Here is a 22563-nt window from a genome sequence, read left to right on the forward strand (position 1 = left end):
ATGACCGAGGAGTCCACCCACGAGCAGGTGAGGCAGCTCGCCCTGCGCTACGCCGAGGCCGTCGATGCGCGCGATCTGGACGCGCTGATGGAGTGCTTCGTCCACGACGTCCAGGTGGGCCGGGACCAGGTCGGTCGCGACGCGTTGCGGGCGTGGTTCGACCAGGTGCTGCGGACCTTCGGCGTGAGCATCCACTTCGTCGGCAACCACCGGATCACCGTCCTCGACGACGACCATGCCGAAGGCGTCGTGTACTGCCGGGCCGAGCACGGTGCCCCGGTCGGCGACCCGGACGGCCACGGGTGGTTCGTCATGATGATCCAGTACTGGGACACCTACGAACGCGTCGACGGCCGGTGGTACTTCCGCCGCCGCAAGGAGAAGGTCTGGTACGGCGTCCACCAGGAGCCGAGCCCGGCCGGGGAGCTCATGGACCGCTGGCCGGGCCGTGATCCGCGCGTCGCAGCGTTGCCCGGCGACTGGCCCACCTGGCAGGCGTTCTGGTCCCGGGCCTAGGGCCGGACCGTTCCGGCTGCCTCGCCACCGACCGCGAAACCGGCCAGCGCCGCCCGCTCCTGTTCGGTGAGTCGCTGGCCGGCCGTCCGGTCCGCGGTACGCCGGATGTCGGTCGCCCGGGAGAGCGCCACGCACTCGCCGTCCTGGAACAGGCCCGCCAGACTCTGCCACGAGGTGGTGCCCAGGCGCCCGGTCCCGATGCCCACCTGCACGGGGCCGGGATAGCTGACCTCGCGCAGGTAGTGCACCTCGACGCTGGCGAGGACGACCGAGGCGAGCTGGCCCGGATACGCCTGCGCGACGGCGCGACGCAGGGCGGAGCGGGCTTCCTCGAAGTACCGGGTGATGGCGACGTTGTTCACGTGTCGCTGGATGTCCATGTCGGAGAACAGGGTCTCGAGCACCCGGACCACCGGGTAGGAGGCGATGCTGCGGAAGCGGGGTTCGGATCGCATCCTGACCTCCCGGTAGGGCGCGGTGGTGGCGGCCCTGATCAAAATAGCTTACTCATTGAGCAATGAGGGTTGGCGTGCAGCCAATTCAGTTATACCTTTACAGAACACGTGTCCAGGAGGTTCTCGGTATGCCGTTGCAGAACGATATGAAGATCATCTCGACCGACGATCACGTCGTCGAGCACCCCAATGTGTGGCTCGACCGGCTGCCGGCGGCGCTGAAGGAGCGCGGCCCCCAGATCATCGAGGACGAGCTCGGGCACCACGTCTGGCGCTACGACGGCGAGATCTACCCGCAGATCGGTCTGAACGCGGTCGCCGGCAAGGACCCGAAAGAGTACGGGATGGAGCCGGTCCGCTACGACGACATGATCCCCGGCTGCTACGACGCCGGCGAGCGGGTGAAGGACATGGACATCGACGGCGTCGAGGCGGCGCTGTGCTTCCCGTCCTTCCCCGGTTTCTCCGGCGGGGTGTTCCAGCGTGCGAAGGACAAGGACCTCGCCCTCGAGTGCGTGCGCGCGTGGAACGACTTCCAGGTCGACGAGTGGTGTGCCGCAGCGCCCAGCCGGCTCATCCCGCTCGGCCTGCTGCCGACCTGGGACCCCGTGGCGTGCGCCCGCGAGGTCGAGCGGCTCGCCACCCTCGGGACCAAGGCGATCAGTTTCCCGGACGGGCCGGTCCCGCTCGGGTTGCCGTCCTTCCACCACCCCACCCACTGGGAACCGCTGTGGGACGCCGTGGAGGCCGCCGACATCCCGCTCGCACTGCACTTCGGGTCGGGCAGCTTCGTGCCGGGCTTCTCGTTCCTCGACAAGAGCAAGCCCGATCCCCACGCCCCGTTCGCGGTGGCCATCGCCGTGTTCGCCACGAACTCCATGTGGTCGACGGCGGACCTGCTGCTGTCCGGCGTGCTGCAACGGCACCCGAAGCTGCGTTTCGTCCTGTCCGAGGGCGGGATCGGCTGGATCCCCTACCTGCTCGAGCGCATCGACTACACCTGGGAGCGGCACCGCTGGTACCAGGACATCGATAAGGTGGCACGGCCGTCCGAGCTGTTCAAGAAGCACTTCTGGGGCTGCTTCATCGACGACTTCCATGGCGTCGACAACCGCTACCAGATCGGCATCGAGAACATCCTCATCGAGGTCGACTACCCGCACTCCGACTCGAACTGGCCGAACAGTCGCAAGCGGATCGCCGAGAACCTCGTCAACGTGCCCGACGACGAGGCTCGGATGATCGTAGAGACGAACGCGCGGGCTCTCTTCAAGTTCCCGGCCTGAGGCGGCGGGTGCGCGGCGGCTCCCGCGGAACGCGTCTCGACGGGACGGGGTGCGCGTGCGGCCGCTAGAGACAACCGGCGCGACCGCCGAGGTCCGGCTGTCGGACCTGCTGGAGCTCGAAGCCGTCGAGGTCGACCTGTTCCGGCCCGTCACGCTGTGCGACGACCCCGAAGGCCTGTACGGCGGTCAGGTGCTGGCGCAGGCGTTGCGCGCCGCGTCACTGACGGTGGGGGACGGGTTCGTGGCCCACTCGCTGCACGGGTACTTCGTGCGGCAGGGCGATCCGCGCCGGAGCCTGCTGCTGCGCGTCTTTCGGGACCGTGACGGCCGCTCGTACGCCGCGCGACGGGTCCTGGCCATCCAGGACGGAGAAGTGCTGCTGAACGTCCTGTCCTCGTTCCACCGTGGCGAGGACGGCCCGGACGTGCAGGGGCCTTCGGCGCCGCACGTTCCTCGTCCCGAGGAACTGGCCGACCACGAGCTCTCGACCCGCGCGGTGGGTGTCGTCTTCCGCGACGTGCAGTCCGCGCCGGTCGTCCCCACCCCGGAGCGCTTCTGGGCGCGCGTCGCGGACGATGTCCCCGCGTCCGATCCCAACCTGTGGGCCTGCATGATCACCTATGTCTCGGACATGTGCACGGGCGTCTTCACGCTGGCCGACTTCGACTGGAACGTGTCGCTGACCAGCATCGACCACTCCCTGTGGTTCCACCGCCTGACCGCACCGCAGTGGCTGCTGCTGGACCTGCACGGCGAGTCGGTCGCGCACGGGCGGGCCATGTACCGAGGGCACGTGTTCGACGAGAGCGGGGTCCTGGTGGCCGGGCTCGCGCAGGAGTCCCTGTACCGACGCCGGAGCGGCCCCCGGCCGTGGACGATCCGCAGATCGACGGATCGCTGACCCGGCCCGTGCATCCCGGCCCGCCGGCCCATCCCAGGAGGACACCGTGAACGTCGTCGAGCTCATGGCCCGCGCCCGTGACGTTACCAGCACCCGCTTGTCCCCCGACGACGTCCTGCTCACCGGGCGCACCGTGGTCGTCACCGGTGGCGGCGGCGGGATCGGACTGGGCATCGCGCTCGGCGCCGCTCGCTTCGGCGCCGACGTCGCTGTGATCGACATCGACGAACAGCGCTGCGCGGCGGCCGTCGCCGCCCTGGACCAGCACGGTCATCGCGCCCTCGCCGTCCACTGCGACGTCCGTGACACCGGGGCGTTGCGCAGTGCTGTCCAGCAGGTGGGCGACGAGTTCGGACGCCTCGACGTCCTGGTCAACAACGCCGGCGGGACCCGCGGGGGCGCGTTCCTGACCCAGCCCGAGGCGAGCATGCGCAACCACATCGACATCAATCTGATGTCGATGCTCGTCGCGTCCCAGGAGGCAGCGCGGGCCATGGTCCGCTTCGGCAACGGCGGCTCCATCGTCAACGTGGCCAGCATCGAGGGCATGCGTGCCGCGCCCCGCTACGCCGTGTACGCCGCATGCAAGGCCGGCATGGTCAACTTCACCCGCACGGCCGCCGTGGAGCTGGCCGAGCACGGCATCCGGGTCAACTGCATCGCCCCCGACCACACGATCTCGCCCGGGACCAAGGGCAACGGCACCGGCCCGGTCACGCCCGACACCTGGCCGGACACCGACGACAGTTGGGGGTTGCTGATCCCGGCCGGACGCGAGGGACTGGTCGACGAGTGCGCCGGGGTCGCCGTGTGGCTGAGCTCGCCGATGGCCGGTTACGTCACCGGGGTGACCGTCAACGTCGACGGGGGCACCTGGGCTTCCTCGGGCTGGCTGCGCGACGGCGACGGCGGCTGGACGCTGAACCCGAACGGGACCGAGACGCTGCTCTGACATTTGTTTTGCTTAGTCAGCTGATTCCGTAAGCTGCTAGGTGTCGCGCGCCGACCGGCGCCGACCGCGGCACACAGGAGGGCTCACACCGATGGCTGGACGACTCGAGGGCAAGGTCGCCTTCATCACGGGGATCGCACGAGGACAGGGTCGCAGTCACGCGGTGCGCTTCGCCGAGGAGGGCGCCGACATCATCGGCGTGGACCTCTGCGCCGACGTGCCCAACATGCCCTACCCGATGTCGAGCAAGGCCGACCTGGAGGAGACCGTGCGGCTGGTCGAGGCCCAGGACCGCCGGATCGTCACCCACGTGGCGGACGTCGGGGACCGGCGGGCGATGCAGGCCGCGGTCGACGACGGGGTGGCCCAGCTGGGCCACCTCGACATCGTGTTCGCCAACGCCGGCATCTGCGCGTTGGGCGACTTCCCGATCGAGACCTTCTTCCAGCACATGGACACCTTGCTGGTCGGTGTCCAGAACGCGTTCTGGACCGCGTATCCCCATCTGCAGGACGGGGCATCGATGATCGCGACGGGCTCCGTCGCCTCGTTGATCCCCGGAGCCGCGGACGGACCGTCCACCGGTCCGGGCGGGCGTGGTTACAGCCTGGCCAAGCGCACGATCGCGCAGTACGTGAAGGAGCTGGCGCTCGTCATGGCGCCCCGGATGATCCGGGTGAACGCGGTGCACCCGACCAACTGCAACACGATGCTGTTGCACAACGAGCCGATGTACAAGCTGTTCCGGCCGGACGTCGAGTCCCCCTCGCGCGAGGACGCCGAGCAGGCCTTCCCGAGCATGCAGGCCCTGCCGATCCCGTACGTCGAACCGGTCGACATCAGCAACGCCGCGGTGTTCCTGGCCTCGGACGAGTCGCGCTACGTCACCGGCCTGCAACTGCGGGTGGACGCCGGCTCGGTCATCAAGCAGCTCGCCGAGAGCCTCTGAGTCCGGTCGTCGCCTCCTCGGGCGTGGGCGTCTCGGCGCGCACGCTCGAGCAGGCGCGAGCGCGAAACCGGCTGGAGTGGTACCGACTCGGGCTGTACCAGCGTGACGACCTGGGCACCGTCATCGCCCGGGGTCTGCGCGCGGCACCCGGCACCGAGCTCACCTTCGCCCACGGTGGGACGCGCCAAACCCTGACGTTCGGCGAGCTGGATCTGCGTAGCGCCGCGGTCGCCGCAGGCTTCGTGCACGCCGGTCTCAGGCCGGGCGATCGCGTGCTCGTGCAGCTGCCCAGCAGCGTCGAGCTCGTGGTCACGATGGTGGCGGCGTTACGCACGGGCATCGTGATCGTGCCGCTGCCGACGGCCGCCGGCGAGCAGCACCTGGAGGCCGCGCTCGCCGACTCCGGCGCCCGGCTGCTGGTCGTTCCCGACGAGTGGCGCGGGGTCACCCATCAGACACGGCTCGCCGCCGCGGCGGCCGTCCCGGCCCTCACGACCGTGCTGGTCACCGGACCGGGCGCGCCGGCGGACCTCGCGTTCGACCGGCTGCCGGGTGCGGACGCGGGCGCGTACGTGCCGCGGCCGCTCGACCCCGACGCGCCCTGCGCCTTGATCTACACCTCCGGCAGCAGCGGCCGCCCGAAAGGCGTGCTGCACAGCCACAACGCCCTGCTGACGGAAGTCTCGACGGGATGGGCCGGCCTGTCGGGCGAGGACGTCCGCCGCACGTTCGTACCGTTGCCGCCCGGCCATGTCGGCGGCCTGGTCAGCACGCTCATCCCGCTGGTGACCCGACGTGCGGCCGGCTTTCTCGAGCCGTGGGACCGCGACGGCGCCCTCGCGCTCATCCGCGACGTCGGAGCGACCGTCATGGGCTCCGTCCCGTTCTTCCTGGCGGCTCTGCTCGACGGCGCCGGCCCGGGCGATCTAGCCCCCCTCGCCTTCAGCAGCCAGGGCGGTGCGGGCGTCCCCGCCGTGCTGGTCGAGCGGGCAGACGCGGTCGGGGTGTTGGTGGCCCGCTCGTACGGGTTGACCGAGCACCCGACCGTCACGGCCGGGTCAGCCGATGACCCCTTCGAGGTGCGCGCCCACACCGACGGCCGGGTCACGCCCGGAAACCGGGTCCGGATCGTCGACGACGTGGGGCGCGACGTGCCACGCGGCGCCGTCGGCGAGATCGTGACCCTCGGGCCGGAACTGATGGTGGGCTACACGGACCCCGAGCAGGACCTCGCAGCCCACCTGCCGGGCGGCTGGTTCCGGACCGGCGACCTCGGCCGCATCGACACCGGCACCGCAGCCCTGGTGGTCACCGGCCGGCTGAAGGAGATCATCATCCGCGGGGGCGAGAACATCGCGGCGGCGGACGTCGAGCAGGTGCTGTTCCGCCACCCGGACGTCGCCGACGCGGCCGTGGTGGGCGTACCCGATGCGCGGTACGGCGAGCGGGTGCTGGCCGTCGTCGTGCCGCGCGACGGCGCGGCGGTCGACCTCACCGCGATCAGGTCGCACTTCGCAGCCGCCGGTGCCGGCCGGCTGCTCACCCCCGAACTGCTCCGGGTCGTTGTCGAACTGCCGCGCGGTGCCACGGGCAAGGTCCTGCGCAGGCGATTACAGCAGGACTGGCAGGGCCGCGGCGGGTGACCCGGTACCGGTGGTAGGCAGACGGGTCAGCCGACGAGCGCGAACGTCCGGCGGTACCAGCCGCCCTCGACCGAGCTGTCCACCCGTGCGGTGCGGTGCTGCAGCAACCACCGGTCCCCGTCCGGGACGAAGACGTCGCGGTAGCGTCCCCAGTGGTCGGGGCCGTCGGGTGTGAAGACGGCGAAGTAGGCCACGGCTCTGGCCTCGGTCCGGCTGATCTGCTGGATCGCGATGTTCGTGACGAAGTGCCGGATGAAGAACGGCACACCGTCGCCGTCGCCCGGCGGCGGGGCCCCGTTCGCCGCGTGCCGCGCGAGCATGGCGACGATCTGGTCGCGCCCCCGAGCCTGCTCCTTGCCGCTGACGTCGAGGACCCCGTCGTCGGTGAACTGGGCGGCCAGCTCGTCGACCCTGCCCGAGTCCCCCGCCACCGCGTACGCCGAGACAGTGTGCCGGATCTGTTCGCGGGCGAGGAGTTCCCAGAGTTCCATGCTCAGGCGCCGGCCACGCCCCAGGTGATGGCCTTGGTCTGCAGGTACTCCTCCATGCCCGCGGCGCCCCACTCGCGTCCGAGGCCGCTCTGCTTGTAACCGCCGAACGGCGAGTACGGGCTGAGTCCGCCACCCCCGCCGCCGTTGATGACGACCTGTCCGGTGCGCAACCGCCGCGCGAGCTCGAAGGCGCGCACCGGGTCCGGCGCCCATACGCCTCCGCCGAGGCCGAAGTCGCTGTCGTTGGCGATCTTGACGGCCTCGTCGTCGGTGGCGAACGGCAGCATCACGCTGACCGGGCCGAACACCTCGCGCTGCGACAAGGTCATCGAGTTGTCCATGTCGACGAAGACGGTGGGCTCGACGAAGAAACCCTTGTCGATACCCGTAGGGCGGCCTCCGCCGTAGGCGATCTGGCCGCCCTCGTCGAGGCCGGAGCGGATCAGCGCCTCCACCCGGCCGCGCTGCGCCTCGCTGATCAGCGGACCCATGGTGACCGAGGGGTCGCTCGGGTCGCCGACCTTGATGCCGTCCAGTGCGGTCTTGAGCCCGTGCACCACGTCGTCGAACATCGACTCGTGCACCAGGGTGCGGGTCTGCAGCGAGCAGCCCTGACCGGCGTGTGTCGTGAAGTTCATGATGATGTGGGGCATCACCTTCTCTAGGTCCGTGCCCTCGCAGATGATGTTGGCCGACTTGCCGCCGAGTTCGAGGACGACCCGTTTGAGCGTGTCGGTCGCCTGCGAGTACACCCGTCGACCCACGGCGTCCGAGCCGGTGAAGCTGACCATGTCCACGGCCGGGTTGGTGGTCAGCTCGGCGCTCGCCTCGATGCCGCCGGTGACGATGTTGAGCACGCCGGGCGGCAGGCCCGCCTCGTCGGCGATCTCACCCAGGATGAGCGCTTCGAGCGGTGTGTCCGGGGAGGGCTTGAGGATGGCCGTGCAGCCCGCGGCCAGCGCCGGGGCGAGCTTGAACATGTTGAGGAACAACGGGAAGTTGTAGGCGGTGATGAGCGAGACGACGCCGATCGCCTCGCGTTGCACGATGCCCTGACCGATGCCGGCCATGCCGCCCGCGCCGATGTAGGGCGCCTGCGGTGTCTCGAAGTCGTACTTGTACAGCACCCGCTCGGCGAAGTCGCGCAGGTGCTCGATCGGCACCCCGACCTGCAGGAATTCCGCGAGCGGACGGATAGACCCCGCCTCCGCGATGTTGAGATCCACGAGCTCGGCGTAGCGGCGGGTCATGATGTCGGCCATGGCGCTGAGCACCTTCGCGCGCTCGCGAGGGGTCGACCGTCCCCACGGGCCGTCGTCGAAGGCGCGGCGGGCGGCCCCGACGGCACGCTTGGCGTCCTCGACGGTGCCCTCGGGCACAACGCCGATCCGCTCCTCCGTCGCCGGGTTGATGACGGTGATGGTCGCATCGCCCGAGGCGTCGACGTACTTGCCGTCGATGAACAACGTGTAGCTGAGGTCCGCCATGACTGTCCGTCCTTCGGGTGCGTTCGGGTCCAGATCTCTCATTAAGCTAACTTAGTACTCCGCTTCGGAGAAGGCATCCGTCGGAGCACTTCCCTGGTGTACAGCAGCAGCCGCGACGAGGGGGCCTGGTTGAGGTACGGACTGTCGCTGAGCGGTCTGAGTCCCCGGCACTACGCCTCGCTGGCCCAGGAGGCCGAACGCCTCGGGTTCGAGTCCGTCTGGGTCCCGGACCACCTCGTGTTGCCGCGTGAGCTGCCGGCGACCTACCTGTACACCGCCGACGGTCGGGCGCCGATCTCGGCGGACACGGCGGTCTACGACCCGTGGGTGCTGCTCGGCGGCATGGCGACGGTGACCGAGAGGATCCGCCTCGCCACCGGGGTCTACGTGCTGCCGCTGCGTCACCCGCTGATCACGGCGCGGGGCGTGCTGACCGTCGACCGGCTGTCGCGCGGTCGCGTCACCCTGGGCGCCGGGGTGGGGTGGCTGAAGGAGGAGTTCGACATCGTCGGGCTCGACGCCGGCACTCGCGGCCGGCGCGCGGACGAGATCATCCCCCTGCTGCGGCGGCTGTGGACCGAGGAGATCATCGAGCACCACGGGACCCACTACGACATCCCGCCGGTCCACTTCGAGCCCAAGCCGTTCCAGCGCCCGATCCCGATCGAGATCGGCGGCACCTCGCCCGCCGCGCTGCGTCGCGCCGGTGCGCTGGGCGACGGCTGGATCGAGATCGGCAGCACGGACGACGCGCAGTTGCGGGAACGGCTGGCTGTCGTGCTCGAGGCGCGCAGGGCGGCCGGACGCGAGGCCGAACCGTTCCTGGTGACCGCAGGCATCGATCTGGACGACGCGGCGGACATCGCCGACCGCCGGCAGGAGATCGGCGTCCACCGGCTGGTGCTGCGGCTGCCGCCGACGCTGGACCGCGCGCAGCTCGGTACCGAGCTGCAGCGCTTCGCCGCCGACCGCATCGGTGCGCAGTCCCTGCGCCCGCCCGCCTAGGTCCGGGTCCGACCGCAACACCGAGAGGGAGCGACATATGCCGGCACGAGCACTGGTCACGGGAGCGAGCCGCGGGATCGGCAAGGCGATCGCGCTGGCCCTTGCCGAGCAGGGGTACGACGTCGCGATCGCGGCACGGACCGTGCGCAGTGGCGAGGCCACGAGCGAGCACAGCCAGACGGTGCACAAGCGGGACGTGCGTCCCCTGCCCGGCAGCCTGGAGGAGACCGCGGCCGCCATCGAGGGTCTCGGGCGTGCGGCGTTACGGCTGCGGATGGACCTCATCGACCTGCCCTCGGTCGAATCGGCCGTGCAGCAGCTGATCAGCGAGTGGGGCGGGGTGGACGTGATCGTGAACAACGGTCGCCACATCGGGCCGGGCCTCATGGACACCATCCTCGACACGCCCGTCGAGCAGTACGCACTGTTCATGGCGGCACACGGGGTGGCTCCGATCCGGATCGTCCAGCTGCTGCTGCCCGCGATGCTCGACCAGGGTTCCGGCACGGTGGTCACGGTGTCGTCCGACGCCGGCTACACCTGGTACCCGCAGGCGCCGCGGCCCGGTCTCGGCTACCGCATCGGCAAGGCGGCCGGGCACACGCTCGTGGGCAGCATTCAGGCGGAGTACGGCGCGCGCGGCATCCGGGCCTTCAACGTCAATCCCGGGTTCACGCTCACCGAGCGCAACTCCCTTGACGCCGACGAGTTCGGCTTCGACCCCGCACGGGCGTGCCCGCCGCAGGCCGTCGCCGCGGCCATCACCTGGCTGGTGACCCGGCCGGAGGCCGACGCGCTGCAGCGGCAGAACATCGAGGCGCAGGACCTGGTCCTGGAGCGCGGGCTGTACCCGGACTGGCGCCAGGGCTGACGGGTCCGAGGCGCGCGGACCGTCCGGTCGTCAGGAGGCGGTCCGAGCGACCGGCGCTGCGAGCCGGGCGATGATCTGTTCGCTGCTCGCCACGGTGGCGAGGAAGGGTAGGTGCATCGTCACCTGCATCCGGTGTGTCTCCTCGCTGCCGCCGGCTGTGCAGTCCTCGGCCAGCACGACGTCGTAGCCGAGGCCGACCGCCTCGCACGCGCTCGACGGCAGCGCGATATTGGTCGAGACACCGGCGAGCACGACGGTCTGCACGCCGAAGCCACGCAGGATCGCGTCGACCTCGGTCCCGGTGAACACGGCCATGCCGCTCATCCGGTTGCTGACGACGTCGGTCGGCTCGACGACCAGGTCGTCGTTGAGCCGGGCTGCCGGCTCTCCCAGGACGAGTGACCCGTTCCGGACGAGCTGCGCAGCGAGCACACAATTGACGCGGTAACCGCGGAACCCGGGCCGCAGCGCGATCGTGGCGAACACGACCGGATGTCCGTGCTCGCGGAACGCGGCGGCCAACGTGTTGATCCGCCCGATGATGCCGCGCGACACCACCTGTGTCATCAGTCCGGCGCGGTTGTCGTCCTGGTAGGCCGGGTTGGTCATCCGGTTCTGGCATTCGACCACGACCAGCGCGGGCCGCTGTTGCCTGTCCAGACCCATCAACCGCCTGCTCATGTCCCGCTCCGCGGAGTGAGGCCGAAACGGCGCAGGAAGGCCTCGGCGGTGGCCTTCTGCTGGCGGTAGCGCTCGCGGCCGGCGACGAGCTCCTCGATGCGTTCACGCTGGGCGGTGACCGCGGACTCGGGGGCGCCGTCGGCCTGCAACGCGTCCAGGTGTTGACGCTCCTCGGCGAGCACCTCGGACAGGCGCGCGGCGACCTCGCCGTAGGTGAGCAGGTCGTAGTCCTCGTCGTCCTCGGGACGTTCGACGAGTCCCTCGTCGGCATCAGTCACCGGTGTACCTCCTGTCGTGGGTGTGGCGGTCAGGACCGCCGGTGCAGCGGAACGACCGGTCAGCGACCGGTCCAGACGGGCGGACGCTTCTCGGCGAAGGCCCGCGCGCCCTCCTGCGCGTCGTCGGACCCGAACACCGGATCCATGATCTTTCTCTGCTCGGCCCAGGCCTGGTCCATGGTCCATTCGGTGGCCTTGAGGACGATCTGCCGGGTCGCCGCGACCGCCAGCGGGCCGTTGACCGTAATTCGGGCGGCGAGCGCCAGCGCGCCGTCCAGCGCACCGCCCTTCGCGGTCACTGCGTTGATCAACCCGTAACGCAGTGCGTCCGGGGCCGTGACGGGATCGCCGGTGAGGGCGAGCTCCATCGCGACGGCCTGCGGGATGCGGCGGGGGAGCCGGAGCAGTCCGCCGCCACCGGCGACGAGTCCGCGCTTGACCTCGGGCACGCCGAAGCGGGCGTCCTCGGCCGCGACGATGAGGTCGCAGGCCAGGGCGATCTCGCAGCCGCCGGCCAGCGCCGGCCCCTCGACCGCGGCGATCAGCGGCTTGGCGGGCGGACGCTCGGTGAAACCGAGCATGCCGCGACCCTCGAGGGCCACGTGCTCCCCGGCCAGGAAGGCCTTGAGATCCATGCCGGCGCTGAAGTAGCCGCCCGCACCGGTCACGATGCCGACGCTGAGGTCGGGACGGCGCTCCAACTCGTCGATGGCCGCCGCAGCGGCGTCGGAGACGGCGCGGTTGACCGCGTTGCGCGCCTCGGGGCGGTTGATGGTGATGATGACGACGCCGTCGCGGTGCTCGACGAGCACGGGATCCTGGGCGGGATCGGCCACGATGTCTCCTTCCGCGGAGGGCCGGTCGGGGCGCCGCGACCGGACCACCCCGTGATTGCCCATCCTCGTGAAATTAGTAAACTGATTACATGCTAGCGCCCCGCCCCGCGTTGGCCGATGCCCTGCGCGTCGAGCGCACCGGAGACCTGCGGTTCCGGGCCCCGGCGCCGAGTGGTGCCCGGCAGCAGCGGATCTTCGGCGGCCAGCTCATGGGTCAAGCCGCGCTGGCCGCGAGTCGTACGATGTCGCCGGAGCTGGAGCTGCATCTGGTGCACGCGAGGTTCGGCCGACCGGGCGACCCGCAGCGCGACCTCGAGCTCGCGGTCTCGCCGTTCGTCGACCGCGGCTCGTTCGCGTACCGCCGGGTGCAGGTGTGCCAATCGGGACGCGAACTGCTCGAGCTCACGGCGTCGTTCCACCGGCGCGAGTCCGGGCCCGCCCACCAGCCGGTGGCCCCGGCCGCCGGCCGGCCCGAGGACCTGCCGACCTTCGGCGAGCTCGCGCGCCGGTCCGGCGACGAGGCCACGCGCCAGTGGTGGCAACGGTTGTCCGGGTGGTTGCCCGTCGAGGTGCGTGCCCCGGAGGTGCCGGGTCGGTGGAGCCCCCCGCCCGGCCACGAGCTGGTCCCGCACCAGCAGGTGTGGCTGCGCGCCGACCCTGTGCCCGGTGACGACCCGCACCTGGACCGCGCAGGCATGATCTACACCTCCGACCTGTTCCTGCTGACCGCGGGCATGGTCCGGCACGGGCTGCGGCACGGTGACGACGGCGTGCTGGCCGTGACCCTCAACCACACCATGTGGTTCCACGGGTCGGTGAGCTTCGGCGAGTGGTGGCGCTACGAGCAGGAAGGCAGTTGGAGCGGGTCGGGGCGGCAACTCAGCCGCGGCCAGATGTTCGACCGCTCCGGAACGCTGGTCGCCACGGTGATGCAGGAAGGGCTGCTGCGCGTCGCTGCGTACCGCGACCGAGCTGAAGAAGGACTCGCCGGCTGAATCGCCGGAACGTGCACGACGTACCACCAACCGAGAGAGTGGGTCGACGTATGGACAAGCCGATGGCGGGTGTTCGCATCCTCGAGGTCGCGCAGTTCACCTTCGTTCCCGCGGCGGCCGCCGTGTTGAGCGACTGGGGAGCGGACGTGATCAAGGTCGAGCATGCCGTGACCGGTGACGCGCAGCGCGGCCTGGTCAGCGTGCTGGGGCTGGACGCGGTGGCGCCCGGCAGCAGCTTCTACCCGATCATGGAGGGCCCGAACCGCGGCAAGCGGAGCATCGGTCTCGACCTGGCCAAGCCGGAGGTCCGACCGGTGCTGGAGCAGCTCATCCGGCAGTCGGACGTCTTCCTCACCAACTACCTGCCCAGCGCGCGTCGCAAGCTCGGGATCGACGTCGAGGACGTGCGCGCGATCAATCCCGACATCATCTTCGTGCGCGGCAGCGGCTTCGGCGTCCGGGGCGAGGACGCCGACAAGGGTGGCTACGACTCGACGGCGTTCTGGGCGCGGGCGGGCAGCGCGGCCCACGTCACCCCGGCCGACGCCGAGCAGATGTGCCAGATGCCCACGGGTGCCTATGGCGACTCGATGGGCGGCATGACGATCGCGGGAGGCATCTCGGCGGCGCTGTACCGGCGGGCCACCACCGGCGAGACGTCCGTGGTCGACGTGTCCCTGCTCAGCGTCGGCGCGTGGGCCATGCAGTTCGGGGTCAACCTCGCGATGGTCACGGGTGGCCCGTTGCCCGAGGCCGGATCGCCCAAGCACGGTGCGGCACGCAATCCGCTCAGCGGGACGTACCGGACCTCGGACGGGCGCTGGCTGATGCTCACGATGCTGCAGCCGGGACGTTTCTGGCCGGGTTTCGTCACGCTGATCGGCCGACCGGACCTCGCCGAGGACTCGCGGTTCGACAGCGCCGAGAAGCTGATGGCCAACGCGCCGGAGGCCGGCCGGCTGGTCGCCGAGGTGCTGCAGGAGCGCACCTACGCCGAATGGACGGCGCTCTTCGCCACGATGAGCGGACCGTGGGCGCCGGTGCAGGACGTGTGGGAGGTCAGCCAGGACCCGATGCTCCGGGCCAACGGCTACATCTCGACGGTCGTCGACGCGGACGGCGAGCAGCGTGAGCTGGTGACCAGTCCCGTGCAGTTCGACGAGTCGCCGCAACAGCTCACGCGGGCGCCGCAGTTCGCCGAGCACACCGACGAGATCCTGCGGGAGCTCGGTGTCAGCGACGAGCAGTCGATCCAGCTCAAGATCGCCGGGGCGGTCACCTGAGGCCGCACTCGGCGGTCAGACCGGCGCGGTCCGGGCGTCGTCGGCGAGCAGGCGGACGGCCTCGCGGCGGATGAGCTTGCCCGTCTCGGTGCGCGGCAGCTCGTCCCAGACCAGGATGCGCTCCGGTGTCTTCGAGCCGCGGAGGTGCTGCCGGACGTGCCGGCGCAGGGCCTCGCCGTCCGTGCCGGAGCCGACCCGCAGCACGACGGCGGCCTCGAGGCGCTGACCCCACTCGTCGTCCGGTACCCCGACCACGACCGCGTCGACGATGTCGGGGTGGTTCAGCAGCACGTCCTCGATCTCGGCGGGCGCGATGTTCTCGCCACCCCGGATGATGGTGTCGTCCGCGCGGCCGTGCACGAACAGGTAACCGCCGCTGTCGAGGTGACCGACGTCGCGGGTGTCGAAGAAGCCCTCGGTGTCGAGCACCGAGCCCGAACCGGTGTACTCCCCCGACACCTGATCGCCCCGGACGAAGATGCGGCCCGTGCGCCCGTCCCGGACAACCGCGCCGTCGTCGTCGCGGATCTGCAGCTCGATCGCCGGGACGACCCGCCCGGCGGAGGACAGCCGGGCGCGGACCTCGGCGTCCGCGCTCGCCAGCGCCTCGCGGTGGTCGGCCGGGCCGAGGACGGCGATGGTCGAACTCGTCTCGGTCAAACCGTAGGCGTTGACGAAGTCGACGTCCGGCCAGGCCCGCAGGGCACGTTCGATGACCGGCAGCGGCATGGCGGCACCGCCGTAGGCGATGGCCCGCAGCGACGGGACCTGCAGCTCACCGGAGGCCGACATGATCCGGACGAGCATGGTGGGGACGACCATCGCATTCGTGATGCGCTCCTGCCGCGCGACGGCCAGCCACTGGTCCGGCGAGAACTGCTCGAGCACGACGGTGCGCCGCCCGGCGTACAGGTTGGTGACCGTGTTCGCCACCGCGGCGATGTGGTACGGCGGCACGCTGACCAGCGCGGCCTCGGCAGGGTCGGCGGAGCCGAACTCCACCGTCCCGAACACGTAGGACAGCAGGTTCGAGTGCTTGACGACCACACCTTTCGGTGCGGACGTGGTGCCGCTGGTGTAGATGATGACCGCTGCCTCCGAGGCGTCGTCGTCACCGTCGTCACCGATGCCGCCACCGGTGTCGTGACCGGCCTCGCCGTCCGGGAGGTCACCCCGGTCCTGCCCGGCGGTGCGCGCCAGCCAGTCGTCGATCGTCATGGCCTCGATCCCGAGCGTCCGTACGCGGTCGAGCCGCTCGGGCTCGGTGACGGCCAGCGCGCCGGGGTGGTGCGCGAGCAGGGTCTCGAGCTGTTCGTCGCCCAGGCGGTAGTTCAGCGGCACGAGCGGGATACCCGCGCGCACCGCTGCGAACATGGAGACGGGGAACGCCGGACCGTTGACACCGAGATAGATCAGTGCGGTGCTGCCTGCGTTGCGCAGTGCTGCCGCACCTCGCACGCTGCGCCGGTGCAGGTCCTCGGTTGTGATGCCGTCGAGGTGCGATCCGAGCAGCACCCGGTCCGCGAAGCCGTCTCGAGCCATGTCCAGCAGCAGTGCGAGGTTCATCGGGTTCAGTCCGAGGCGGGCAGTGGCTTCGCGGACTTGACGACCAGTAGCTGCCCGTCGACCGCCAGCGAGCTGGTCCCACCTTTGGTGACCAGCAGCTCGATGGTCGACGACGCGTCCTCGTACCGCTTGCCCAGCAACGATCCGTCGGCGAATCCCGGATCGGCCTCGACACGGTCGACGGACGCGCCGGCTTTGGCGTCGACCATCGGCCGCCCGCCGCATGTGATCTCGACGTCCGCGCCGGGTGACCGCACGACGATGACCGTCGTTGAGTCCGTGACGCTGCTGAGGGTCTGACCGACTGCCGTACGCACCGTGTGGTTCCCCTTGTCTCGTGTGTCCATGTCGGGTCCTGTCGCGCTTCGCGCACGTCCACCAAAAGCTTAATCAGTTAGACGAAGCCTGCCAACCTTGCCGCGGGGTGTGAACGACAACGCGGCTCGCCGGATCTCGTTGTCTTAATAAGATAACTGTTCTACTGTGACCCACGCCTCGAGAGCACGCTTCCAGGTCTGTCTCACGTGTCCGAAAAGTCGAAAGGTTACCGCCGATGACTGCAGTCGCTGACTCCTCGAAGAACACCACCAAGCGCGCGACCGGCCCTGTCGTCGACTTCGCCGACCTGATGCAGTGTCCGGTCGCGCGGAAGCCCTTCGAGCACTTCGACAAGATCGACGAGCTGCGCGAGACCGACGACATCCACTTCGGTGACGCGTCCGGACACCCGTTCTGGGCCGTCACGGCGATGGAGCCGATCCGTGAGGCCCTGCAGAACCCGCAGCTGTTCTCCAGCACCGCCGTCCTGCCCGACACCCCGGAACCGCCGTACCTGTGGATCCCGGAGATGCTGGACGCACCGAAGCACAATAAGTGGCGCAAGCTGCTCGGTCCGCTCTTCTCGCCGGGCGCCGTCGAGGCCCTCGAACCGAAGATCCGCGAACGCTTCGGCGTCATCATCGACGAGGTCGCACCGCGCGGTGAGTGCGACTTCGTGCAGGACGTCGCCCTGAAGTTCCCGAACCAGATCTTCATGGACATCATGGGCATGCCCATCACCGACGCGGACCAGTTCCAGGAGTGGGAGACCGCCATCCTGCACGAGGGCTCCTCGGCCTCGGGCCGGGCCCTGGAGGCGATGGGCGGGGTGCATGCCTACTTCACCGACGTCATCGCACAGCGCAGGGAGGACCCGCGCAGCGACATCATCAGCAAGGCGTTGAGCTGGACCATCGACGGCGAGCCGATCTCGAACGACGACATGATGGCGTTCTGCCTGCTCATGTTCATGGCCGGCCTGGACACGGTCGCCACGCAGCTGACCTATTCCTTCCAGCACCTCGCCACGCACGACGAGGACCGTCGTCGCATCAACGAGGACCCGTCGCTGATCGGTCCGGCGATGGAGGAGTTCATGCGGTACTACGCCTTCGTCACGCCGGGACGGAAGGTCATGCAGGACACCTGCCTGGCGGGCGTGGACGTCAAGGCCGGTGAGATGGTCTGGCTGCCGATCGTCGCGGCCAACCGCGACGAGGGCGAGTTCCCGAATGCGAACGAAGTGATCATCGACCGGGCGGAGAACCGCCACATCGCCTTCGGCGCGGGACCGCACCGGTGCCTCGGAGCGCACCTGGCCCGTCTGGAGATGAACGTCGCGATGGAGGAGTGGCACAAGCGGGTTCCGAACTACCGCATCGACACCTCGATCCCCATCCGTGAGCACGGCGGGCAGATCGGCCTGTCGAACCTGCCGCTGGTCTGGGACGTCTGAACCGTTCGGCTCGTCACCCGCCCCTGCTGTCGATACGTCCACGAGAGAGTCGACTGACTGAATGCTGTCCTACATCTTCATCGGGCTGGCGCTCGGATCGATCTACGCGTTGGCGGCGGCCAGTCTGGTCGTGACCTACGAGTCCGCGGGCATCCTGAACTTCGCCTTCGGTTCGATGGCGTTCTTCTGCGCGAAGTTCTTCTACTGGGCGAACCAGACGCACCACTGGAACCTGGCCGTTGCGGCGATCGTGGCTCTCTGTGGGGTCGCGCCCGCGGTGGGGGTCATCCTCTATCTCGGGATCTTCCGGTTCCTGCGAACCAGATCGACCCTGATCAAGATCGTGGCGAGCATCGGCGTGTCGGTCGCCCTGCCGGCCGTGGCGTTGATGATCTTCGGCAACGACTCCATCAACCAGGCTCCGGGCCTCGCGCCCATCCCGGTGGCGCACTGGACGGTGTTCGGGGCCGCGGTGTCGCTGGACCAGATCATCATCTACGCGTTCCTCGTGGGTGTGGTCGTGCTCGGCACGATCGTCATGAAGTTCACCGATGTCGGGCTGCGGGTCCGGGCCATGGTCAACAGCGAGGCGTTGACCTCGCTGTCCGGGACGAACCCCAGCCGGGTGGCTCTCGGCGTGTGGGCCGTCAGCGGCGTGCTGGCGGGCGCCGCGGGCATCATGGCGGCGCCCACCATCAGCGTCAGCACCTCCTCGATGACGCTGCTCATGGCGAGCGCCTTCGCCGCGGTTGTCGCGGCCCGCCTGCGCAACCTCGGTGTCGCCGTGGCGGTGGCCCTGCTCATGGGCGTGGTCACCGACCTCATCCAGTACTGGCTGCCGAGCAACTCCCAGTGGGCCACCGACCTGGTGCAGAGCGTGCCCTTCATCATCCTGGTCGGGTTCCTCGTCTACTACCTCATCCGCGGCGGCGAGCTGGGCCAGGAGCGCACCGGCGGCGGCGCCCTCGACGCGGCGATCCGGGCCGAGGGGGCGGACAACCTGTCGGCGTCGGCGAGGTTCGGGGCCTCGGCAGCACGCTCGCGGTGGTTCTCGCCGCGCTCGCTGACGTCGATGGTGCCGTTGGTCGTCCTGCTGTTCCTGCCGGAGTTCTTCTCGGACTTCTGGCTGGGCCTCATCGCCCGCGGCTTCGCCCTCGCGATCATCTTCCTGTCCTTCAGCCTGGTGACCGGCGACGGCGGCATGATCTGGCTCTGTCAGATCACCTTCGCCGGCGGTGGCGGACTCATCGCCGCCGAGCTGTGGCTCAACCAGGGCATGGATCCGATCGTCGCCGCGCTGATCGGCGCCGTGATCATGGCGCCCGTCGGGGTGCTGATCGGCGCGCTGACCATCCGTCTCGGCGACCTGTACGTCGCGTTGGTGACGCTGTCCTTCGGGCTGCTGGTCGACCAGGTCGTGTTCACCGATCAACGCTTCAGCCCGGGGCTGGGCGGTGTCCGGATCGGGCGCCCGACGTTCGCGGTCACCGACCACCAGTTCGCCTACTTCGCCCTGGCCGTCTTCCTGATCGTGGGCGTGGTCATCGTCAACCTGCGCCGGTCGTCGTCCGGCCTCGCGATCAGCGCGATCCGCTTCAGCCCCACGGCCGCGCGGACGCTGGGGATCAGCGTCGTGCGGGTCAAGCTGGTGCTGTCGGGCATCGCCGCGTTCGTCGCCGGTCTCGGCGGCGCCATGCTGTCGATGTACGACCAGAGCAGTGACCCCACCACGTACGGCACGTTCGGCGGGCTGGTCTGGTTGGCCGTGCTGGTCAGCATCGGGGTGCGGTCGCTGACGGCGGCCCTGCTCGCGGGCATCGCCTTCACCGTGTTGCCCGCGGTCTTCCAGACCTACCTGCACGGTCCGACCTGGCTCCAGATCCCGTCCGTGCTGTTCGGTCTCGGCGCGATCGGCCTGGCCACCAACCCCGAGGGCGCCGTGGCGATGTACGCCCGTGGCCTGCAGTCGCTGATCTTCGGCGGTCTCGCCAGGATCTTCGGCGGCAGTGCGCCCGTCCTGACCGCCGACACCCTGGGCGACGTGGACACCGACGCGGTGCTGCGACCGGGCCAGGACACCCGGGCCGACGACACCGGCGGCCCGGTGGCCGCCTCGGCGGGCGCGCACGCGGAGCCGGTCCGATGACCGAGCAGGAGCGCGACGCCGTCCCGGCGCTCGAGGCGCACGGAATCACCGTCACCTTCGGCGGCCTGACGGCGGTGAACAACGTCGACATCCGGATCATGAGCGGGAAGATCGTCGGCCTGATCGGGCCCAACGGAGCGGGCAAGAGCACCCTGTTCAGCGTGCTGTCCGGGTTGTTGCGGCCCCGCAGCGGACAGGTGCTGATCAACGGCGAGGACGTCACGCACGCCTCCCCGCAGCAGCGGGCCCACCGGGGCATGGCCCGCACCTTCCAGCACCCCGAGCTGTTCCTGGGCCTGACCGTGCGCGAGCACGTCGTGCTCGCCTACCGGGTCGCCCAGACGCCGCGGCGGATCTGGACCGACATGGTCACCGCCGGCGGCTTCCGCCCGTCCTCGCGCGCCGAGAACGAGCGTGTGGACCTCATCATCTCGGGGTTGAACCTCACCGACATCCAGCACCGTCCGGCCGTCGGGTTGCCGTTGGGGCTCGCCCGGCTGGTCGAACTGGCCCGCTCGTTCGCGCGTGAACCACGCTTCCTGCTCCTGGACGAGGCGTCGTCCGGTCTCGACGCGGCCGAGACCGAGGAGCTGCAGGGTGTGCTGCGGCAGATGGTCGAACGTCGCGGTGTCTCGCTGCTGATGGTGGAGCACGACGTCGAGATGGTGCTGGGCATGGCCGACTACGTGTACGTGCTGGACTTCGGTTCGCTGATCGCCGAGGGGACGCCCGAGCAGATCCGCACCAATGCCGACGTGCGCGCCGCCTACCTGGGCGAGCAGATCGACGCGCCCCCCGCGGCGCCCGCGGTGGAGGTGACGGCGTGACCGGGACACAGACCGACGCGATCCTGCGGGTAACCGATCTGGAGGTCCGGTACGGGCCTGCGCTCGCGCTGTCCGAGCTGTCGTTCGAGGTCGGGCGCGGCAGGGTGCTGACCGTGCTCGGGCCCAACGGCGCAGGCAAGAGCACCATCGCCCGGGCCGTCAGCGGCCTGGTCCCGGTCAAGCAGGGGCGCATCGAGTTCGACGGCAGGGACATCACCAGGAGTAGGCCCTACCAGATCCGGCGCCGCGGGCTGCTCCACCTGCCGGAGGGCCGCGGCGTGTTCACCGGGCTGAGCGTCTCGGACAACCTGCGGATGGCCGCGGGCACGCTGCCCCGGTCCGAGCGTCAGGCGGCCATCGACAAGGCGTACACGATGTTCGAGGTCCTCGGCCGGCGCCGCAAGCAGACCGCGGGCACGCTGTCCGGCGGTGAGCAGCAGATGGTGTCGCTCGCCCGCGCCCTGATCCTGGACCCGAAGCTGGTGATCGCCGACGAGATGTCGCTCGGACTCGCGCCGCTGATGGTCGACGCCGTGTTCGAGGGGCTGGCGAGAGCCCGTGATGCAGGCGTCACGATCATCATCGTCGAGCAGTTCGTGCACCGCGCCCTCGCCTTCGCCGACGACTGCGTCGTCATGTCGCGGGGTCGTGCGGTGTGGTCCGGTCCGGCCGCCGACGCGAGGGAAGAGGTCCTGAGCCGGTACCTCGGCAGCGCAGCAGCGGCATGACGGCCGCGCCACGGCGGGCGCCGTCCGCCACCGCTTCGCTCGCCGGCCGCCGGGTCGGGTTCATCGGTGCCGGTCGGATCGGCTCGCCCATGGTGCAGATGCTCGTCGGTCGTGGTGCCGAGGTCACCGTCCAGGCGCGACGGGAGGCCGTCCGGGACGCCCTGGCCGGCCCGGGCTGCCGAGCCGTCGCGGACATCGCCGACCTGGGCCGGGACAACGAGGTGGTCATCTCGTGCCTGTTCTCCGATGCCCAGTTCAGCTCGATCGAGGACGAGATCGCGGACGTCCTGGCCCCGGGGTCGGTGTTCGCGTCGCACACCACCGGCTCGCCGGCGACCCTCCGGCGGTTCGCCGAGGCTCTCGCCGCGCAGGGCCGTGACGCGCAGGTCGTCGACGCGCCCTTCAGCGGCACCCAGGAGCACATCCTCGCGGCGTCCTTGACGGTGATGCTGGGTGGTGCGCCGGGTGCCGTCGACATCGTCGAGCCGGTCGTGCGGTCCTACGCGGACCCCGTGATCCGTACGGGCGAGCTCGGGTCCGCGCTGCTGCTCAAACTGCTCAACAACGTCCTGTTCGCCGCCAACGTGCAGCTCGGCCTCGAGGTCACCGACGTGGCACAACAGGCAGGGATCCCGCTGGCCTCGGTCTACGAGGTGTTCGCGGCCTCGAGCGGGGGCACCCGCGCCATCGAGTACATGCGGGAGTTCGAGTCCCCGCAGCACTACGCGGACGAGACCCGGTCGTTCATCCGCAAGGACGTCGCCGCGTGCGAACAGGTCGCCGCCGAGGTAGGCCTGGATCTGGGCCTGCTCGGCCGGGTCGCGCGGGACGGGCGGCTGGACGTCGACTCCTGAGTCGACGCGCTACGCCGGAGCCCACGCCGCATCGGCATG

At 70.0% G+C, this 22563-nt stretch carries 23 protein-coding genes; 15 read left to right on the plus strand and 8 right to left on the minus strand.

Annotation, left to right across the window (positions count from 1 at the left end):
* Positions 1 to 516 (plus strand): nuclear transport factor 2 family protein, encoded by a 516-nt coding sequence (locus ACFFCA_RS05390; RefSeq protein WP_375482560.1) that lies wholly within the window; start codon positions 1 to 3, stop codon positions 514 to 516.
* Here the strand turns inward: ACFFCA_RS05390 and ACFFCA_RS05395 are convergent.
* Positions 513 to 971 carry an acyl-CoA thioesterase gene (locus ACFFCA_RS05395; protein WP_375482562.1) on the minus strand — a complete coding sequence of 153 codons (459 nt, stop codon included), beginning with the start codon at positions 969 to 971 and terminating at the stop codon, positions 513 to 515. The genes ACFFCA_RS05390 and ACFFCA_RS05395 overlap by 4 nt on opposite strands.
* Before the next feature lie 128 nt (positions 972 to 1099).
* Here ACFFCA_RS05395 and ACFFCA_RS05400 point away from each other — a divergent pair, with 128 nt between their 5' ends.
* The 5 genes from ACFFCA_RS05400 (at position 1100) to ACFFCA_RS05420 (ending at position 6702) form a co-directional block, all read left to right on the plus strand.
* Positions 1100 to 2257, plus strand: a complete 1158-nt coding sequence (locus ACFFCA_RS05400; RefSeq protein WP_375482564.1) for an amidohydrolase family protein — start codon at positions 1100 to 1102, stop codon at positions 2255 to 2257.
* 55 nt (positions 2258 to 2312) lie between these two features.
* Positions 2313 to 3158: an acyl-CoA thioesterase gene (locus ACFFCA_RS05405; RefSeq protein WP_375482566.1), complete on the plus strand. Its 846-nt coding sequence runs from the start codon at positions 2313 to 2315 to the stop codon at positions 3156 to 3158.
* Between the two features lie 46 nt (positions 3159 to 3204).
* Positions 3205 to 4110 carry an SDR family NAD(P)-dependent oxidoreductase gene (locus ACFFCA_RS05410; protein ID WP_375482568.1) on the plus strand — a complete coding sequence of 302 codons (906 nt, stop codon included), beginning with the start codon at positions 3205 to 3207 and terminating at the stop codon, positions 4108 to 4110.
* A gap of 91 nt (positions 4111 to 4201) precedes the next feature.
* Entirely contained in the window at positions 4202 to 5059 is an 858-nt protein-coding gene (locus ACFFCA_RS05415; RefSeq protein ID WP_375482570.1) for a mycofactocin-coupled SDR family oxidoreductase, read from the plus strand.
* A 23-nt stretch (positions 5060 to 5082) separates the two neighbouring features.
* Positions 5083 to 6702 carry a class I adenylate-forming enzyme family protein gene (locus ACFFCA_RS05420; RefSeq protein ID WP_375482572.1) on the plus strand — a complete coding sequence of 540 codons (1620 nt, stop codon included), beginning with the start codon at positions 5083 to 5085 and terminating at the stop codon, positions 6700 to 6702.
* Positions 6703 to 6728: 26 nt separating this feature from the next.
* Here ACFFCA_RS05420 and ACFFCA_RS05425 read toward each other — a convergent pair whose 3' ends face one another.
* Complete coding sequence (locus ACFFCA_RS05425; RefSeq protein WP_375482574.1) at positions 6729 to 7193, minus strand: nuclear transport factor 2 family protein; 465 nt, start codon at positions 7191 to 7193, stop codon at positions 6729 to 6731.
* A 2-nt stretch (positions 7194 to 7195) separates the two neighbouring features.
* Positions 7196 to 8680, minus strand: coding sequence for an aldehyde dehydrogenase family protein (locus ACFFCA_RS05430; protein WP_375482576.1), 1485 nt, complete (start codon positions 8678 to 8680; stop codon positions 7196 to 7198).
* Between the two features lie 96 nt (positions 8681 to 8776).
* On the opposite strand from ACFFCA_RS05430, the gene ACFFCA_RS05435 reads away from it, so the two are divergent.
* Entirely contained in the window at positions 8777 to 9685 is a 909-nt protein-coding gene (locus ACFFCA_RS05435; protein ID WP_375482578.1) for a TIGR03619 family F420-dependent LLM class oxidoreductase, read from the plus strand.
* A 37-nt stretch (positions 9686 to 9722) separates the two neighbouring features.
* Entirely contained in the window at positions 9723 to 10556 is an 834-nt protein-coding gene (locus ACFFCA_RS05440) for an SDR family NAD(P)-dependent oxidoreductase (RefSeq protein WP_375482580.1), read from the plus strand.
* A 30-nt stretch (positions 10557 to 10586) separates the two neighbouring features.
* On the opposite strand, the gene ACFFCA_RS05445 is transcribed toward ACFFCA_RS05440, so the two are convergent.
* The 3 genes from ACFFCA_RS05445 to ACFFCA_RS05455 are packed head-to-tail and all read right to left on the minus strand — an operon-like array spanning position 10587 to position 12351.
* Complete coding sequence (locus ACFFCA_RS05445; protein ID WP_375482582.1) at positions 10587 to 11237, minus strand: cysteine hydrolase; 651 nt, start codon at positions 11235 to 11237, stop codon at positions 10587 to 10589.
* Positions 11234 to 11515, minus strand: a complete 282-nt coding sequence (locus tag ACFFCA_RS05450; RefSeq protein ID WP_375482584.1) for a hypothetical protein — start codon at positions 11513 to 11515, stop codon at positions 11234 to 11236. Before ACFFCA_RS05450 ends, ACFFCA_RS05445 begins: the two co-directional genes overlap by 4 nt.
* 59 nt (positions 11516 to 11574) lie before the next feature.
* Positions 11575 to 12351 (minus strand): crotonase/enoyl-CoA hydratase family protein, encoded by a 777-nt coding sequence (locus tag ACFFCA_RS05455; RefSeq protein ID WP_375482586.1) that lies wholly within the window; start codon positions 12349 to 12351, stop codon positions 11575 to 11577.
* An 89-nt stretch (positions 12352 to 12440) separates the two neighbouring features.
* Here ACFFCA_RS05455 and ACFFCA_RS05460 point away from each other — a divergent pair, with 89 nt between their 5' ends.
* Positions 12441 to 13346, plus strand: a complete 906-nt coding sequence (locus ACFFCA_RS05460) for an acyl-CoA thioesterase (protein ID WP_375482588.1) — start codon at positions 12441 to 12443, stop codon at positions 13344 to 13346.
* A gap of 50 nt (positions 13347 to 13396) precedes the next feature.
* On the plus strand, positions 13397 to 14629 hold the full coding sequence (locus ACFFCA_RS05465) for a CaiB/BaiF CoA transferase family protein (protein WP_375482590.1): 1233 nt from the start codon (positions 13397 to 13399) through the stop codon (positions 14627 to 14629).
* Between the two features lie 15 nt (positions 14630 to 14644).
* Here the strand turns inward: ACFFCA_RS05465 and ACFFCA_RS05470 are convergent, their stop codons facing one another.
* Positions 14645 to 16195 (minus strand): class I adenylate-forming enzyme family protein, encoded by a 1551-nt coding sequence (locus ACFFCA_RS05470; protein WP_375482592.1) that lies wholly within the window; start codon positions 16193 to 16195, stop codon positions 14645 to 14647.
* A 5-nt stretch (positions 16196 to 16200) separates the two neighbouring features.
* Positions 16201 to 16542, minus strand: coding sequence for a hypothetical protein (locus ACFFCA_RS05475; RefSeq protein WP_375482594.1), 342 nt, complete (start codon positions 16540 to 16542; stop codon positions 16201 to 16203).
* Between the two features lie 206 nt (positions 16543 to 16748).
* Between ACFFCA_RS05475 and ACFFCA_RS05480 the strand changes: the two genes are divergently transcribed.
* The 5 genes from ACFFCA_RS05480 (at position 16749) to ACFFCA_RS05500 (ending at position 22524) form a co-directional block, all read left to right on the plus strand.
* Positions 16749 to 17969 carry a cytochrome P450 gene (locus ACFFCA_RS05480; protein ID WP_375482596.1) on the plus strand — a complete coding sequence of 407 codons (1221 nt, stop codon included), beginning with the start codon at positions 16749 to 16751 and terminating at the stop codon, positions 17967 to 17969.
* 61 nt (positions 17970 to 18030) lie between these two features.
* Positions 18031 to 20115, plus strand: coding sequence for an ABC transporter permease (locus tag ACFFCA_RS05485; protein WP_375482598.1), 2085 nt, complete (start codon positions 18031 to 18033; stop codon positions 20113 to 20115).
* Positions 20112 to 20942 (plus strand): ABC transporter ATP-binding protein, encoded by an 831-nt coding sequence (locus ACFFCA_RS05490; protein ID WP_375482600.1) that lies wholly within the window; start codon positions 20112 to 20114, stop codon positions 20940 to 20942. Before ACFFCA_RS05485 ends, ACFFCA_RS05490 begins: the two co-directional genes overlap by 4 nt.
* Positions 20939 to 21670, plus strand: coding sequence for an ABC transporter ATP-binding protein (locus tag ACFFCA_RS05495; protein ID WP_375482602.1), 732 nt, complete (start codon positions 20939 to 20941; stop codon positions 21668 to 21670). The genes ACFFCA_RS05490 and ACFFCA_RS05495 overlap by 4 nt, the downstream gene beginning before the upstream one ends.
* Entirely contained in the window at positions 21667 to 22524 is an 858-nt protein-coding gene (locus ACFFCA_RS05500) for an NAD(P)-dependent oxidoreductase (protein ID WP_375482604.1), read from the plus strand. The genes ACFFCA_RS05495 and ACFFCA_RS05500 overlap by 4 nt, the downstream gene beginning before the upstream one ends.
* Positions 22525 to 22563 lie beyond the last annotated feature (39 nt).

The sequence above is a fragment of the uncultured Jatrophihabitans sp. genome (assembly GCF_964252635.1).
In the GTDB taxonomy this organism is placed as follows: domain Bacteria; phylum Actinomycetota; class Actinomycetes; order Mycobacteriales; family Jatrophihabitantaceae; genus Jatrophihabitans.

Excerpts from the sequence above, each read along its gene's own strand:
- ACFFCA_RS05390 (WP_375482560.1), top strand. The coding sequence starts at position 1 with ATGACCGAGGAGTCCACCCACGAGCAGGTGAGGCAGCTCGCCCTGCGC.
- ACFFCA_RS05395 (WP_375482562.1), bottom strand. The coding sequence starts at position 971 with ATGCGATCCGAACCCCGCTTCCGCAGCATCGCCTCCTACCCGGTGGTC.
- ACFFCA_RS05400 (WP_375482564.1), top strand. The coding sequence starts at position 1,100 with ATGCCGTTGCAGAACGATATGAAGATCATCTCGACCGACGATCACGTC.
- ACFFCA_RS05415 (WP_375482570.1), top strand. The coding sequence starts at position 4,202 with ATGGCTGGACGACTCGAGGGCAAGGTCGCCTTCATCACGGGGATCGCA.
- ACFFCA_RS05425 (WP_375482574.1), bottom strand. The coding sequence starts at position 7,193 with ATGGAACTCTGGGAACTCCTCGCCCGCGAACAGATCCGGCACACTGTC.
- ACFFCA_RS05430 (WP_375482576.1), bottom strand. The coding sequence starts at position 8,680 with ATGGCGGACCTCAGCTACACGTTGTTCATCGACGGCAAGTACGTCGAC.
- ACFFCA_RS05440 (WP_375482580.1), top strand. The coding sequence starts at position 9,723 with ATGCCGGCACGAGCACTGGTCACGGGAGCGAGCCGCGGGATCGGCAAG.
- ACFFCA_RS05445 (WP_375482582.1), bottom strand. The coding sequence starts at position 11,237 with ATGAGCAGGCGGTTGATGGGTCTGGACAGGCAACAGCGGCCCGCGCTG.
- ACFFCA_RS05460 (WP_375482588.1), top strand. The coding sequence starts at position 12,441 with ATGCTAGCGCCCCGCCCCGCGTTGGCCGATGCCCTGCGCGTCGAGCGC.
- ACFFCA_RS05465 (WP_375482590.1), top strand. The coding sequence starts at position 13,397 with ATGGACAAGCCGATGGCGGGTGTTCGCATCCTCGAGGTCGCGCAGTTC.
- ACFFCA_RS05470 (WP_375482592.1), bottom strand. The coding sequence starts at position 16,195 with ATGAACCTCGCACTGCTGCTGGACATGGCTCGAGACGGCTTCGCGGAC.
- ACFFCA_RS05475 (WP_375482594.1), bottom strand. The coding sequence starts at position 16,542 with ATGGACACACGAGACAAGGGGAACCACACGGTGCGTACGGCAGTCGGT.
- ACFFCA_RS05480 (WP_375482596.1), top strand. The coding sequence starts at position 16,749 with ATGACTGCAGTCGCTGACTCCTCGAAGAACACCACCAAGCGCGCGACC.
- ACFFCA_RS05485 (WP_375482598.1), top strand. The coding sequence starts at position 18,031 with ATGCTGTCCTACATCTTCATCGGGCTGGCGCTCGGATCGATCTACGCG.
- ACFFCA_RS05490 (WP_375482600.1), top strand. The coding sequence starts at position 20,112 with ATGACCGAGCAGGAGCGCGACGCCGTCCCGGCGCTCGAGGCGCACGGA.
- ACFFCA_RS05500 (WP_375482604.1), top strand. The coding sequence starts at position 21,667 with ATGACGGCCGCGCCACGGCGGGCGCCGTCCGCCACCGCTTCGCTCGCC.